At 75.7% G+C, this 14,168-nt stretch carries 16 protein-coding genes; 10 read left to right on the top strand and 6 right to left on the bottom strand.

Annotation, left to right across the window (positions count from 1 at the left end; genetic code table 11):
• Positions 1-294: 294 nt before the first annotated feature.
• The 5 genes from ACWENR_RS07825 to ACWENR_RS07845 all read left to right on the top strand — a co-directional run bounded on the left by ACWENR_RS07825 (position 295) and on the right by ACWENR_RS07845 (position 4,352).
• The gene (locus ACWENR_RS07825; protein WP_452276250.1) at positions 295-1,692 is read left to right on the top strand and encodes an MFS transporter; all 1,398 of its coding nucleotides are present in this window, start codon (positions 295-297) and stop codon (positions 1,690-1,692) included.
• Between the two features lie 165 nt (positions 1,693-1,857).
• Complete coding sequence (locus ACWENR_RS07830; protein WP_452276251.1) at positions 1,858-2,499, top strand: GAP family protein; 642 nt, start codon at positions 1,858-1,860, stop codon at positions 2,497-2,499.
• A 165-nt stretch (positions 2,500-2,664) separates the two neighbouring features.
• On the top strand, positions 2,665-3,450 hold the full coding sequence (locus tag ACWENR_RS07835; RefSeq protein ID WP_452276252.1) for an SDR family oxidoreductase: 786 nt from the start codon (positions 2,665-2,667) through the stop codon (positions 3,448-3,450).
• 37 nt (positions 3,451-3,487) lie between these two features.
• Positions 3,488-3,682 (top strand): hypothetical protein, encoded by a 195-nt coding sequence (locus ACWENR_RS07840; protein WP_452276253.1) that lies wholly within the window; start codon positions 3,488-3,490, stop codon positions 3,680-3,682.
• A gap of 121 nt (positions 3,683-3,803) precedes the next feature.
• Entirely contained in the window at positions 3,804-4,352 is a 549-nt protein-coding gene (locus ACWENR_RS07845) for a YbaK/EbsC family protein (protein WP_452276280.1), read from the top strand.
• Between the two features lie 116 nt (positions 4,353-4,468).
• Here the strand turns inward: ACWENR_RS07845 and ACWENR_RS07850 are convergent, their stop codons facing one another.
• From ACWENR_RS07850 to ACWENR_RS07865, 4 genes are all read right to left on the bottom strand, one after another.
• Complete coding sequence (locus ACWENR_RS07850) at positions 4,469-5,101, bottom strand: DsbA family oxidoreductase (RefSeq protein ID WP_452276254.1); 633 nt, start codon at positions 5,099-5,101, stop codon at positions 4,469-4,471.
• 20 nt (positions 5,102-5,121) lie between these two features.
• On the bottom strand, positions 5,122-5,550 hold the full coding sequence (locus ACWENR_RS07855) for a SufE family protein (protein ID WP_452276255.1): 429 nt from the start codon (positions 5,548-5,550) through the stop codon (positions 5,122-5,124).
• Positions 5,551-5,708: 158 nt separating this feature from the next.
• Positions 5,709-6,134, bottom strand: coding sequence for a CBS domain-containing protein (locus ACWENR_RS07860; protein ID WP_452276256.1), 426 nt, complete (start codon positions 6,132-6,134; stop codon positions 5,709-5,711).
• Between the two features lie 56 nt (positions 6,135-6,190).
• Positions 6,191-7,960, bottom strand: coding sequence for a proline--tRNA ligase (locus ACWENR_RS07865; protein WP_452276257.1), 1,770 nt, complete (start codon positions 7,958-7,960; stop codon positions 6,191-6,193).
• Between the two features lie 152 nt (positions 7,961-8,112).
• Here ACWENR_RS07865 and ACWENR_RS07870 point away from each other — a divergent pair, with 152 nt between their 5' ends.
• The 4 genes from ACWENR_RS07870 (at position 8,113) to ACWENR_RS07885 (ending at position 11,182) form a co-directional block, all read left to right on the top strand.
• Positions 8,113-8,643, top strand: coding sequence for a SigE family RNA polymerase sigma factor (locus tag ACWENR_RS07870; RefSeq protein ID WP_452276258.1), 531 nt, complete (start codon positions 8,113-8,115; stop codon positions 8,641-8,643).
• On the top strand, positions 8,640-9,803 hold the full coding sequence (locus ACWENR_RS07875; RefSeq protein ID WP_452276259.1) for a hypothetical protein: 1,164 nt from the start codon (positions 8,640-8,642) through the stop codon (positions 9,801-9,803). Before ACWENR_RS07870 ends, ACWENR_RS07875 begins: the two co-directional genes overlap by 4 nt.
• A 161-nt stretch (positions 9,804-9,964) precedes the next feature.
• Entirely contained in the window at positions 9,965-10,732 is a 768-nt protein-coding gene (locus ACWENR_RS07880; RefSeq protein ID WP_452276260.1) for an SGNH/GDSL hydrolase family protein, read from the top strand.
• A 3-nt stretch (positions 10,733-10,735) separates the two neighbouring features.
• On the top strand, positions 10,736-11,182 hold the full coding sequence (locus tag ACWENR_RS07885) for an imidazolonepropionase-like domain-containing protein (RefSeq protein ID WP_452276261.1): 447 nt from the start codon (positions 10,736-10,738) through the stop codon (positions 11,180-11,182).
• A gap of 181 nt (positions 11,183-11,363) precedes the next feature.
• Here the strand turns inward: ACWENR_RS07885 and ACWENR_RS07890 are convergent, their stop codons facing one another.
• Both ACWENR_RS07890 and ACWENR_RS07895 read right to left on the bottom strand, forming a co-directional pair.
• Positions 11,364-12,629, bottom strand: a complete 1,266-nt coding sequence (locus tag ACWENR_RS07890; RefSeq protein WP_452276262.1) for a hypothetical protein — start codon at positions 12,627-12,629, stop codon at positions 11,364-11,366.
• The gene (locus ACWENR_RS07895) at positions 12,622-13,149 is read right to left on the bottom strand and encodes an RNA polymerase sigma factor (protein ID WP_452276263.1); all 528 of its coding nucleotides are present in this window, start codon (positions 13,147-13,149) and stop codon (positions 12,622-12,624) included. Before ACWENR_RS07895 ends, ACWENR_RS07890 begins: the two co-directional genes overlap by 8 nt.
• A gap of 108 nt (positions 13,150-13,257) precedes the next feature.
• On the opposite strand from ACWENR_RS07895, the gene ACWENR_RS07900 reads away from it, so the two are divergent.
• Positions 13,258-14,160: a sulfurtransferase gene (locus ACWENR_RS07900; protein ID WP_452276264.1), complete on the top strand. Its 903-nt coding sequence runs from the start codon at positions 13,258-13,260 to the stop codon at positions 14,158-14,160.
• Positions 14,161-14,168: the final 8 nt, after the last annotated feature.

A 14,168-nucleotide genomic window follows, 5' to 3' on the forward strand; every position in this document is an offset into this window, starting at 1 on the left:
CCATCTCGCCTCCCACGCCTCCGCTCCGGCGGCCTGGCTTCCCGCCGGACCGGCCCTTATGCCCCCGGAGCAGGGGAAGTTTCGTGGCCGGGACGGCGGGCGGACGGCCCTCGTGGCCCGGCGGCGGTGCCCGGGCGACCGGGGAGAGCCGGGTCACCCTTGACCTCAAGCCCGGTTCAGGTCGGACGCTGGCCTCATGTTGATCGAACTCCTCCGCGCCGAGGTAAGCCCGTCGGACCCACGGACCCGCATTCGCCACCGACCGCTCTGGCTGCCGCGCCCGGTGAGCCGGCGGTGACCGCCACGGCGGCGCCCGCCGGCCCGGTTCCGCCTCCGGCGGGGCTCTTCGCGCCACGGCTGCGGGCGATGACGATCGGCAGCGTCGCCCTGGTCTCGTTGCTGGCGTTCGAGGCGCTGGCGGTGGGCACGGCGATGCCGACCGTCGCCCGCAGCCTCGACGGGCTGGCCCTCTACGGGATCGCCTTCGGGGGCCCGTTCGCGGCCGGCGTGCTGGCGATGGTCGTCTCCGGCATCTGGTGCGACACCCGAGGTCCCCGGGCACCCATGTGGCACGGGCTCGTGTGGTTCGTGGCGGGACTCCTCGTCGCCGGCGGCGCCACGGCCATGGGCGCCCTGGTGGTCGGCCGCATCGTGCAGGGGTTCGGTTCCGGCCTGCTCTCGGTGGCGCTGTACGTCATCGTCGGGCAGGCGTACCCGGAGGCGCTGCACCGGCGGATCTTCGCGGCGTTCGCCGCCGCGTGGGTCGTGCCGTCGCTGGTCGGGCCGGCGCTGGCCGGCCTGATCGTGGAGTACCTCGGCTGGCGGTGGGTCTTCCTGGCGGTGCCGGTGGTGGCCGTGCCGGCGGTGCTGCTGATCCACCCCGGGCTGCGGGCGATCGGCACGGGCGTGCCGGCGGCGGTGCCGGCCGGCGCGGTCGCCCGGGTCGGCTGGGCCTGCGGGGCGGCGGTGAGCGCCGCACTGCTGCACATCGGGGGTCAGCAGCGCGGCGCCACCGCCGTCGGGCTGGTCGCCCTGGCGCTGGTCGGGCTGCTGGTCTGCGCGCCGAGGCTGCTGCCGGCCGGGTTCCTGCGCGCCGGCCGGGGCCTGCCGACGGTGATCGGGCTGCGCGGTCTCGCCTCGGCCGCGTTCGTGGGCGCCGAGGTGGTGATCCCGCTGATGCTCTCCCGGGAGCGTGGGCTGTTGCCGACGGCGGCGGGTCTCGTCCTCACCACCGGCGCCCTCGCCTGGTCGCTGGGCTCCTGGGCGCAGGGTCGGCTGCCCGCGCCGCGCTCCCGGGCCACCCTGCCGAGGGTCGGGCTGACCTGCATCGCGGCCGGTACGGCCGTGGTGGCGCTCGCCGTCGCGCCCGGGGTGCCGGTGTGGGTCGGGGTGCTCGGCTGGGCGGGCGCGGGCCTCGGGATGGGGCTGCTCTATCCGTCGCTGTCGGTGCTCACCCTGGAGCTGTCCGCCCCGGGCGAGCAGGGCCGCAACAGTTCCTCCCTGCAACTGGGCGACTCGCTCTTCGCGGCGACCGTGCTGGCGCTCACCGGCGCGGTGCTGGCCGCCGGCGCGGCACCGGGGCCGGGCAGCTACGCCGGCACGCTGGCGGTGGCCGCCGGACTGGCCCTGCTGGGTGTCCTGATCGCCGGCCGGGTGGTGCCGGGCCCGCCCGCCGCCCGTCCGGCCGACTGACTCCGGACCGGGCCGGCCGCCCGGCTCCGCGTCGGGTCGGTCGGGCGACGCGACGCGCCGGGCCGGCCGGCGGGGCCTCGTACCGGCCCGCTCCGCGCCGTACGCCCTGCGGGATGCGGCGAACCACCCCGGGCCGGCGGGGCGGCCCGGGAGGATGGGCGGGCGATGAACTTCCTGACGATCCTGCCGATGGCCGTGGTGATGGTCGCCGGATCGCAGCTGGTCGCGGCGGTCTTCCTCGCGTCGGCCGACCGGCCGCGCGCCGCCTCGCTGGGCTATCTGGCCGGCGCGGGGATCGTGGTGACGGGCGGAGTGACGGCGAGCTGGATGATCACCCGGGCGGTGCGGATCGGCGTCGGGACGGGCGGGGGCGGTCGCCGCGCGGTCGAGAGCCGGATCGACGTGGTGGTGCTGGCGCTGCTCGTCGTCCTGGCGGTGGTCGTCTTCCTGCGCCGACACACCGCGGGCCCCCCGAAATGGATGAGCGGTCTCCAGCGGGCCGGCCCCGGCGCCGCGCTGCGGCTCGGCCTGCTGCTCTTCCTGGCCATGCCGACGGACGACCTCACGATGGCCACCGTCGGGGCGAGCGCCGCCCGGCACGGCCTGTCCTGGTGGCACCTGCTGCCGTTCGTCCTGCTCACCCTGGCGCTGCTCGCCCTGCCCCTGCTGGCGCTGCTGCTGCTCGGCCGCCGGGCGGCGACCGTGCTGCCCCGGATCCGGGACGCGGCCCGGCAGCACTCGTGGGTGGTCAGCGAGATCGTCATCGGGTTCTTCGTGCTGGTGACGGCGGCCGACCTGCTCCGGTGAGCCGGCGCACAGCCGGTCACGCCCGCCGGGGCGGCGCCGTCGACACCGTGACCGCGCGGGGGCGCGGATCAGCCGGTCGCGCGGCGGGCGAGGGCTCGGGCCACGCGGCGGGCGAGGGCGCGTCGGCCACGCGGCGGGGCGCGGAGAAGGAGAGGGAGGAGAACCATGCGGGTGCTGGTCACCGGGGCGGGCGGTCGGCTCGGGCGGGTGGTGCTGCCCCGGTTGCGCGACGAGGGCTGGGCCGTCCGGGCCACGAGCCGGCGGGCGCGTACCGGGGCGTCCGAGGAGTGGGTGGTGGTCGACCTGGCCACCGGGGAGGGGCTGGTGGCGGCGGTGGCCGGCGTGGACGCCGTCCTGCACCTGGCCTCGTCGCCGAACCGGGGGCGGCGGACCCACGCCGTGGACGTGCTCGGCACCCGCCGGCTGGTCGTCGCCGCCGGGCAGGCGGGCGTACGGCACCTGGTCTACGTCTCGATCGTCGGGGTGGACCGGGTGCCGATTCCCTACTACCGGCACAAGCTTGCCGCCGAGCAGGTCGTGGCGGCCGGGCCGGTGCCGTGGAGCGTGCTGCGGGCGACCCAGTTCCCCGAGTTCCTCGACGGCATGCTGCGCGGCGCGAGCCGGCTCGGCCCGGTGCTCGGTGACCCGGCGGTGCTCGCCCAGCCGGTCGACCCCGCCGACGTCGCGGACCGGCTGGTCCGGCGGCTCGCCGCCGGCCCGCTGCGCGGCGTCGAGGAGTACGGCGGCCCGGAGGTGCTCCGCTTCGACGCGGCCGTCCGGGCCTGGAACGCCGCCCGACGGTCCCGCCGCCCGCTGCTCCCGGTGCGGATCCCCGGGCGGATCGGTCGCGCCCTGCGCTCGGGCGGACTGGTCACCGAGGCGACGCCGACGGGCGCCCGGACCTGGGCCGACCACCTCGCCGACACGTACGGGGGAACGGGCGCAAGATGAACGACCTGCGCGTTCACGTCCGGCCTACCGTGACGCCATGTTCGCCATGGTCGCCACCGTCATCCTGTACGTCGCCGGTTTCGTCTTCCTCTACGGCGTCGTGCGGCTCGCCATCCGCCACGCCCTGGAGGAGATCGAGGTGCGCCGGGTCCAGGCCCAGCGGGCGGAGGAGCTGGCCGCCGCGCGGGACCGTGCCCTGCTGCACGAGAACGGCTTCCTCACCGGCAACTGACCCGTGTCCGTCCGCCCGGTGACCGGTCGCCGGACGGGCGGACACCGGGGCGGGTGGTCCGGCCCGGGGCGTGGGTCCCCGGTGGGCGGAGCGGGCCGGGTGGTGCGAGGATCGCAGCGTGATGGGGACGCTGAAGACCGAACCCGCCCGCGCCCGGCTCGACCTGCTCGCCCCGCCGGTCGCCGCCGCCCTCGGGCAGTGGCCCGCCGACGCTCCGGTGGACGCCGACGACGTGTTGGTGGCGCCGATCGACGCCGAGCTGGCCGACACCGCCGCCTTCTGCGCGGCGTACGAGGTGGGGCTGGACGTGTCGGCCAACTGCGTGGTGGTGGCCGGCAAGCGCGAGGGGACGGTCCGCTACGCGGCCTGCGTCGTGCTCGCCACCACCCGGGTCGACGTCAACGGGGTGGCCCGTCGGGCGCTCGACGTCCGCAAGGCGAGCTTCGCGCCGATGGCCGACGCGGTGGAGCTGACCGGCATGGAGTACGGCGGGATCACCCCGATCGGCCTGCCGGAGCAGTGGCCGATCCTGGTCGACGCCCGGGTGATCGCCACCCCGCACGTGATCATCGGTTCCGGCGTACGGCACAGCAAGATCGCGCTGCCCGGGCCCGCGCTCGGCGCGCTGCCCGGCGCCCGGGTGGTGGAGGACCTGGCCCGACCGGCCTAGCCGCTGATCGGCGTCGATACCGTTGCACGTGAAACATCGCCGGTCGCCCGCTAACCGGGAGTCGGGCCGAGTCGCGCCGACCGCCGCCAGCCGGGAGGTCGGCTCGGTTGCGCGGGTCAGCCGGCGGCCTCGCGGCGCTCCACCTCGGCCAGGGCGGCGAGCAGCGTCTCCGGTTCCTGGGCGCCGGTGACCGCGTACTTCCCGGCGAGCACGAACGTCGGCACGCTGGTCACGCCGATCTGGCGCGCGGCGGCCAGCTCCCCGGAGACCTCCGCCACCCGCTCGTCGGAGTCGAGGAACCGGCGGGCCTCCGCCTCGCCGAGGCCGACCTCGCCCGCCAGCGCGGCGAGCGCGTCCCGGGAGCCGACGTCCACCCCGTCGGTGAAGTGGGCCCGGTAGAGGGCGTCCACCGTCTCGGCGGCACGCCCCCGCTCGGTGGCCCAGGCGACCAGCCGGTGCGCGTCGAAGGTGTTCGCGGCGACCGCCCGGTCGAAGTCGAGCTTCAGCCCGGCGCCCGCGGCCACCTCGGTGACGTGCCCGAACATCTGCCGGGCGCGGTCCTGCCCGCCGAACTTGGCGGCGACCGCCTCGACCAGCGGGCGCGGCTCGGGCACCGGCGACGGGTCGAGCTGGTACGGCCGGTAGCGGACGGTCACCTCGCCGTCGTACGACTCCAGGGCCTGCTCCAGCCGGCGCTTGCCGATGTAGCACCAGGGGCAGGCGACGTCGGCGTAGATCTCGATCTCCATGCCGGGTGACAACCCCCGGATCAGCCGATCTGTTCCCTGACCTGGCGCTTGAGCCGGGCGAGGATGGCCGTGCCGCCGCGCACCCGCAGCGGGCTGATCGCCTGCGCCAGCCCCATCCGCTGGTAGAGGTCGTCGGGGACGGCGAGCACCTCGTCCGGGCTCGCGCCGGCCAGCCCCTCGGCGAGGATGCCGGCGAACGCCCGCGTGGTGGGCGCCTCGGGCGGGCAGTCGAAGAGGGTCTCCACCGTCTTCTCCGGCGTGACCCGGGCGCGCAGGAAGAACGCCGTCTGGCACTCCGGCACCTGCTCCATGCCCTCCCGGTCCACGGAACCGGCGGGCAGCGGCGGGACGACGTCGGAATACTCCAGCAGCATCTCCAGCACCACGTCGCGGGGCGCGGCGGCGAACTCGTCGACGATCTCGGACAGCCTGGCCGGCATGGAAGACATGCCCCCGAGGCTACCGCCGTCGCGAGCCGGGCCCGCCGCGCCGCCGCACCGGGACCGCCGTCGCGAGCCGGGCCCGCCGTGCCGCCGTACCGGGCCCGCCGCGCCGCCGCACCGGGACCGCCGACGCGCGCCGGTCCGGGTGCGGCGCCGCACCGGGGTCAGACGGTCGGTGCCTGCTCGCTGATCTCGCCCAGCGCCGAGTTGGGGTCGAGCTGCATCGCGAGGTCGCCCAGGGAGACGATGCCGACCAGCTTGCGTTCGGCGTCGCAGACCAGCACCCGCCGGATGCCCCGCTCCCGCATCAGGGCCGCCGCCTCGGCTGCGGTCGAGTGCTGCTCGATCATCACCACCTCGCGGGTGATGATCGAACCGATCGTGGTGCTGGCCGGATCGCTGCGTTCGGCCACCGCGCGCACCACGATGTCCCGGTCGGTGAGCATGCCGGCGAGGGTGGCGCCGTCGGTGACGACCACGTCGCCGATGTCCGCCTCCTTCATCACCCGGGCAGCCTCGTCCAGGGTGGTCTCGGCGGGCAGGTAGATGACCTGCCTCGTCATCACGTCGCTGACCCGGTAACCGGTCATGAGAGCCTCCAGAGAACATCCGGCCGATCGGAGTGCGGTACCCCGTGGCGCGTTCGCTACACCATGTCGCCGCGCTCCCGGCGCACCTCCGCGACGAGTCGTTCCGCCAGCCCGTCGACCGGCAGCTCGACGCGCTCGTCGGAGGCGCGGTGGCGCAGCTCGACGTACCCCTCGGCGAGGCGGCGGCCGACCACGACGGCGCGCGGGACGCCGACCAGCTCGGCGTCGGTGAACTTCACCCCCGCCGAGACGTGCGTGCGGTCGTCGACCAGCACCCGCAGCCCGGCGGCGGAGAGCCGCCCGCCGAGCTCCAGCGCCGCCGCCAACTGCGGCCCCTTGCCGGCGGCGACCAGGTGTACGTCGCACGGCGCGACCGCCGCCGGCCACACCAGTCCCCGCTCGTCGTGGTGCTGTTCGGCGATCGCCGCCACCGCCCGGGACACCCCGATGCCGTAGCAGCCCATGGTCGGCCGGACGGGCTTGCCGGCCGGGCCGAGCACGTCGACGGCGAAGACGTCGGTGAAGCGGCGGCCGAGCTGGAAGATGTGCCCGATCTCGATGCCCCGCCGCATGGTCAGCTCGCCCGTGCCGCAGGCCGGGCAGGGGTCGCCGGCACGCACCTCGGCGGCCTCGACCGTGCCGTCCGGGACGAAGTCCCGGCCGCAGACCACCCCGGTGGCGTGCCGGCCCGGCTCGTTCGCGCCGGTCAACCAGGCGCTGCCCGGCACCACCCGAGGGTCCACCAGGTAGCGGATGCCGAGCTTCGCCAGCACCTGCGGGCCGAGGTAGCCCCGGACCAGCTCCGGGTGGGCGTCCCAGCCGTCGAAGACGTCCACGGTGGCCGGTGCGACCGCCGCGCCGAGCCGCTTCAGGTCCACCTCGCGGTCGCCGGGCAGCCCCACCACCAGCAGCTCGGTCTCCGCCGCGCCGGGCCGGCGCAGGCGGAGCACCACGTTCTTCAGGGTGTCGGCGGCGGTCCAGTCGTCCCGGCCGGCCAGCCGCCGGGCGTTGGCCAGCTCGACCAGGCTGGCGATGGTCGGGGTCTCGGGGGTGTCGTGCACCTGGGCCGCCGGCTGCGCGTCCGGGTCGCCGGCCGGCGGGGCGGGCGTGGTCACCGCCTCCGTGTTGGCGGCGTAGTCGCAGGCCGTGCAGCCGACGAAGGTGTCCTCCCCGACCGGCGTCGCCGCCAGGAACTCCTCCGACGCCGAACCGCCCATCGCGCCCGACATCGCGTGCACGATCGTGTGCTCCAGCCCGAGCCGGTCGAAGATCCGCCGGTACGCGTCCCGGTGCCGGTCGTACGCCGCCTGGAGGCCCGCCTCGTCCAGGTCGAACGAGTACGCGTCCTTCATCAGGAACTCGCGCCCGCGCAGCACGCCGGCCCGGGGCCGGGACTCGTCGCGGAACTTGGTCTGGATCTGGAAGAGCGTCACCGGGAAGTCCCGGTACGAGGTGAACAGGTCCTTCACCAGCAGCGCGGCCAGCTCCTCGTGGGTGGGCGCGAGCAGGTGCTCGGCTCCCCTGCGGTCGGCGAGGGTGAAGATGTCGTCGCCGTACTCCGTCCACCGGCCGCTGGCCCGGTAGGGCTCCGCCGGCAGCAGCGCCGGGAAGTGCACCTCCTGGTCGCCGATCGCCGTCATCTCCCGCCGGATCACCTCCGTGACCCGGTCCAGCACCAGCTTGCCCAGCGGCAGCCAGGTGTAGCCGCCCGGTGCCGCGCGGCGGACGTAGCCGGCCCGCAGCAGGAGCCGGTGGCTCGGCACCTCCGCGTCGGCCGGGTCCTCGCGCAGGGTCCGGAGCAGCAGGGTCGACATGCGCAGCAGCATTGGCGCAGCGTACGACCGGGCTCGGCGGGAGGGCGATCCGATTTGTGACCCCGGAGGAAATTCACCGCCGCCGACGGCAACCACGCCGGATCGGGACGACGTCTGGGGAGGCGTCACGATGATGCACCACCTGACCCCAAGGATCGGCTCGTGTGGACCCTCTCCTGAGTGAGTTCGACTCGTTCGTCCGGACCCGCACCCCGGCGCTGCTGCGGTCGGCCTACCTGCTCACCGGCGACCAGCACCTCGCCGAGGACCTCGTCCAGTCCGCGCTGGCCCGGACCCACCGCTCGTGGAACCGGCTGCACCACAGCGGGAACGCCGAGGCGTACACCCGCAGGACGATGTACCACCTCCAAGTCTCCTGGTGGCGGCGCCGCCGGGTCGCCGAGTCGATGCCGGGCGACATGCCTGAGCCACGCGGAGGCGGCTCGGCCCCCGACCACGCCCAGCAGACCACGCTCCGGCTCACCCTGCGGGCCGCGTTGCGGAAGCTCTCCGCCAAGCAGCGCGCCGTGCTGGTCCTGCGGTTCTTCGAGGACCGTACCGAGGCCGAGGCTGCCGACCTGCTCGGCGTCACCGTCGGCACCGTCAAGAGCCAGACCTCCAAGGCCCTGGCGAAGCTGCGCACCGTCGCCCCGGAACTCGCCGAGCTGTACGCCCTGGAAGGAAGCGCCCGATGAACGACGACCGCCTCCGGCTCGATCTGGCCGCGCTAGCCGACGATGTCAGCCCGGCCGACCTGCGCGACCGGGCCCTGCGTACCTCCCACCGGCTCGGTGTCCAGCGCGCCGTCGCCACCTCCGCCGCCGCCGTGGTGATGCTGGGCGCGGCCACCGGCACCGCTTTCGCGCTGATGCCCCGCGACGACGGTCCCGCGCCCGTGCCGGCCACCACCCCTTCGACCACCTCCACCCCGACCCCCCGCGTGACGCCGCCGACGACCACCGCCTCCCCGGACGCCGCGGTGAGCTCCGGGGCGGTGGGGCCGACCGCGACCATCGGGCGGGTCTTCTACGGCCCGCAGCCCGGTGGCGCGGGCCCGGAGCGCCTCTGGTCGTTCCGGCCGGGCTCCGAGCCCGTCCGGCTGCTTTCCGTTCCGGTACGCGCGGCGATCGCCAACGCGGTCGTCTCGCCCGACGGCGAGCGGGTGGCCTGGGTCGACGACTCCTCGTACCTCCGGGTCGCCGACGTCGACGGCACGGACGCCCGGGTCTACCGCGGCAACCTCGTCGAGCAGGACTGCTGGACGCCGACCTGGGCACCCGACTCCCGGCGAGTCACCGTGTCGCGCGTCGTCTCGGCGGAGCCGAGCGTGGTCACCGAGGTCGGGGTGGTCGAGCTGTCGACGGGGAAGTTCACCCGGATCGGCGACCTGCGGGGCTGCCACCCGCTCTGGTCGGCCGACGGCAAGGTGCTCGCCTTCCCCGACGGATCGTCGGGGCGGGTCGTGCTGACGGACCAGCACGGGCGGAAGAGCCGATCGATTCCGAACGTGGGCGGGAACGCCGACAGGAGTTGCTTCGACGTCGCGAGCCTCTCGCCGGACGGCTCCCGGATCGCGCTGCGCCTGCGGGGGCCGGACGAGGAGTCGGGCGACGTGGCGCGGGAACTCGACGTCAACGCCGTGCTCGACACGCGTACCGGCAGGAAGGTCGACCTGGAACTCGGCGGCCGGAAGCTGCTTCAGGCGTACTTCCAGACGGACGGGACGCTGGTCGCCAGGGCCAGGGCCGGTGACCACAACGTGCTCGTGCTGCTCGACGGCGACGGCCGGAAGATCAGCGAGGTGCCGGAGCCGACGGCGCTGAAGGGGCAGCAGATCCTGGGCGTCTCCGGCTGATCCGCTCCACCGCTCGTCCGGAGCCGTCGCGACACGGGGCGCGACGGCTCCGGCGTGTCCGATGGGACCTCCGCCACGTCGGTCGGCCGGAGCGGTGACGGGCCGGCGGCCCCGGTGACAGACTGGCCGACGGTCGACCGGGACGGCAGAGGGAGGCGCGCGTGCGCTGGCGCAGTTTCGTTGCGGTGGGGGACAGCTTCACCGAGGGCATGGACGACGCCTATCCGGACGGCACCTACCGGGGCTGGGCGGATCTCGTCGCCACCCGGCTCGCCGCCGAGGCCGGCCCCGACTTCCGCTACGCGAACCTGGCCATCCGGGGCCGGCTCTTCCCGAACGTGGTGGCCGAGCAGGTGCCGGCGGCGCTGGAGATGAAGCCCGACCTGATCAGCTTCGCCGCCGGCGGCAACGACGTGCTGCGCCGCACCTTCGACCCGCACGCGCTGGTCGCCCGCTTCGACGACGTGGTGCGGGACCTGCGCTCCGGTGGCGCCGACGTGGTGCTGTTCCGGTTCGCCGACGTGATGGCCCGGCTGCCCGGCCAGCGGCTCGTCGCGCCCCGCGTCCAGTTGCTCAACCGGGCCGTCGGCGAGACCGCCGAGCGGCACGGCGCGATCCTGGTCGACCTGTACGCCGACGACACGTACCTGAACCCGATGCTGTGGAGCACCGACCGGCTGCACCTCTCGGCCGCCGGGCACCGGCGGGTGGCCGCCCAGGTGCTGACCGCGCTCGGCGTCGGCTGCGACGAGGAGTGGCTGATGGTGCCGCCGCACCCGGCGCCGACGCCGTGGCTGGCCGCCCGCGCCGCCGACCTGCGGTGGGTCGGGCAGCACCTGGCGCCGTGGATCAGGCGCCGGCTCACCGGCCGCTCCTCCGGCGACACGGTCACGGCCAAGCGCCCGGCGCTCGGCCCGGTCGGCGACTGAGTCGTGCTCACCCTGCACACCGCGCCGCTGCTGCGGACCGGCCCCGACGAGCCGCCGACGGCCGGGGCCGCCGTCGCGGTCCGGGCCGACCGGATCCTCGCGGTCGGCCCGCTGGCCGAGCTGACCGGGGCGTACGCCGGGGCCCGGGTCCGCCGCTGGCCGGGCACCCTCGGGCCGGGGCTGACGCACGACGGCCCGCTGCCGGCCGCCGACTCTCCCCGCGAGCGGGTGCACGCGCTGCTGCGCCGGGGGGTGACCGCCGTGCTCGCCGGGCACGTCGCCGACCCGGCGCTGCGGGCGGCCGTGGACCGGGGCGACCTGCGGGTGCTGCCCGCCGCCGCGCCGGCCGAGCTGCGACCCGGCGATCGCGCCGACCTGGCCGTCTTCGACGCCACCGGCGCCTGCCTGGTGACCGTGGTGGCGGGCCGGATCGCCCACCGCCGCGCCTGACCGGCCCGGACGGCGGGTCCCACCGCGCCTGACCGGCCCGGGCGGCGGATCTTGCCGCGCCTGAGCGGCCCGGACGGCGGCTCCCACCGCGCCTGACCGGCCCGGACGGCGTGTCCTGCCGCGCCTGGCCGGCCAGGACGGTGGTGGCGGGTCCCACCGTGGCGGTGGGACCCGCCGCGCGTCAGGAGATCCGGGCCCAGGCGCGGACGGCCCCGGAGCCGACGCCGACGATCCGGACGGTGCCGATGCCCACGACGACCGTGCCGTCGCGCAGCACGTCGACCCACGGGCTGTCGCCGGTCCCGGCCGTCAATCCGGCGCGCAGCCCCGCGCGCAGTTCGGGCGAGTCGACGTAGCGTCCGTCGGTCCAGAACCCGCCGCCGGAGGCCCCGGTGACGGCGAGGACCCCGCCGTTGGCCGCGGCGACGTCGTTGGCGTCGCTCGGCAGGTCCGGCCGCCGTTCCCAACGGTTCCCGAGCAGCTGCCACACCTTCCTGGGGCCCGTCGCGTCGGACTCGCCGTCCGGGACGGTGACCAGCCAGGCGTCGGTGCCGTCGGGAGAGACCAGGAGCCGTGCGGCCCCCGGCACGGCCGGCAGCGCCCGCCAGGTCGCCGCCCCGATCGTGTGCACCAGGACGGCGAGCCGGTCGCCGTCGCGCACCGTCAGCCAGAGCCGCCCGTCGCCGCCCTCGACGAGCTGGCTGTCGGTCTCCGGCGTGAGGGCCACCCGGGGCTGCGGCCGGACGGGGCCGGCGCCGATCCTCGCCAGCTCCTGCCGGGGGCACGACGTGCCCCTCGTACCGTCGCCGAGGCCGCTGGAGCCCGGGCAGCGGACGAGGAACCCGCTGCGGGTGGCGACGCCGGCCTGCGCGGCCCGCGGCGGGGAGCCGACCGGGTGGCGGGACCAGGTCGCGCCGCCGTCGGTGGTGACGACGAGCGAGTCGCCGACGGCCACCGTGAGCGTCCGCTCGTCGACCGGCAACAGGTACGCCGACCCCCTCGGGGCGTCGAGGGGCGCCGTCGGCCGCCACGTCGCCCCGCCGTCGGCGGTCCGCCCGACGGCTCGCCGGCAGCCGGTCGCGCGCGGATCGTTCGCGTCGCACGTGTCGAAGAGCGCCCAACCGCTCCGGGCGTCGACGAAGTGCAGGTCGGCCAGCTTCCCGGTCACGCCGGGCAGGGCGGCCCGCCGCTCGGGAAGAGTGGTGGTGGGGGACGGCGACACGGTGGGCGCCGGGGTGGGCGGGGTGGGCTCCCCGCCCCTGCCGGCCACGGCGTACGCGCCACCCGGCCCGGCCAGCAGGAGCGCGACCACGCCGGCCAGCAGGCCCCGCCGGCGCCGCCGCTCGCGGACGCGGCGCTGAGCGGCCGGTACGCCCGGGGGCCGGAAGGTGGTCATGGCGTCCGCCTCGAACTCGGCGAACATCTCGTTCAGCGCGGTCTCACGCACGGTGTGCCTCCTGCCGCTCGGTGAAGTAGGTGGCCAGGGCGGCCCGGCCCCGGGACAGCCAGGAGCGGACGGTCCCCTCGGGGGCGTCGACCTGCGCCGCGATCTCCGCGACGCTCAGGTGCGCCAGGTGGTGCAGCACGACGGCCCGCCGCTGGTTGGTGGGCAGGGTGGCCAGCGCCCGGCTCAGCGCGACCCGGTCCGGCTCCGGCCCGGGTGCGTGCTCCTCCCGCTGCCGGGCCAGGTGCCGGACGGCGGTACGGACCCGGCGCAGCCGGGTGGTGGCGAGGTTCCAGGCGACCCGGCGCACCCAGGCGGAGGGATCGTCGTACCCGCTGATCCGGTCCCACCGCTCCAGCACCCGGCAGAACGCCTCCTGGGTGAGGTCCTGCGCCTCCGCGTGGTCTCCCAGGTACGCGTAGAGCTGCACGGCGAGGCGGTGGAAGTGCGCCTGGTAGAAGTCGGTGAAGTCCACGGCGGGCCCGGTTGTGGGTGGTGGCCCGGTCCGCTGGCGTATGGTCATCGGCGATCCTCGGTGGTCGGCGGCTTCGCCGGTGTCACGCGTGGCGCGTCCGGTTCGCTGCACCCGTTTTCTGTTGGCCCCCGCGGGATGCGGCGTACCTTGGGGACCATGTCTGTGCCGAGTGATCCTGATCCCCGACTCCAGTCGTACGCGGACCCGCAGCGCCTGGTCACCACAGCGTGGCTGGCCGAGCACCTGGGCGACGAGGGCCTCGTCGTCGTCGAGTGCGACGAGGACGTGCTGCTCTACGACACCGGCCACATCCCGGGCGCCGTCAAGGTGGACTGGCACACCGAGCTGAACGACCAGGTCACCCGGGACTACCTCGACGCGGCGAGCTTCGCCGAGCTGTGCGCCGCCAAGGGCATCGGCCGGGGCGACACGGTCGTCTTCTACGGCGACAACTTCAACTGGTGGGCCGCGTACGCCCTCTGGGTCTTCTCGCTCTTCGGCCACCCGGACGTGCGGCTGCTCGACGGCGGGCGGCAGAAGTGGGTCGCCGAGGGGCGCGAGCTGACCCGGGACAAGCCGTCCCGCCCGCGCGCCGACTACCCGGTACCGCGCCGCGACGACGCGCCGCTGCGGGCCTACCGCGAGCAGGTGATGGCGCACGTCGCGGCGGGCCGCCCCCTGGTCGACGTCCGGTCGCCGGGCGAGTACACCGGCGAGATGCTGCACATGCCGGACTACCCGCAGGAGGGCGCGCTGCGCGGCGGGCACATCCCCGGCGCGGTCAACAAGCCGTGGAAGTCCGCCGCGAACGACGACGGCACGTTCAGGTCGCCCGACGAGCTGCGCGCCATCTACGCCGACCAGCTCGGCCTCGCCCCGGACGACGACATCGTGGCCTACTGCCGCATCGGCGAACGGTCGAGCCACACCTGGTTCGTGCTGCGGCACCTGCTGGGCTACCCGCAGGTGCGCAACTACGACGGCTCGTGGACCGAGTGGGGCAACCTCGTCCGGGCCCCCGTCGTGAAGGGCGACCAGCCCGGCGGTCTCGCGAGCTGACGCCCACC

It is taken from the genome of Micromonospora sp. NPDC004336, from assembly GCF_053602615.1.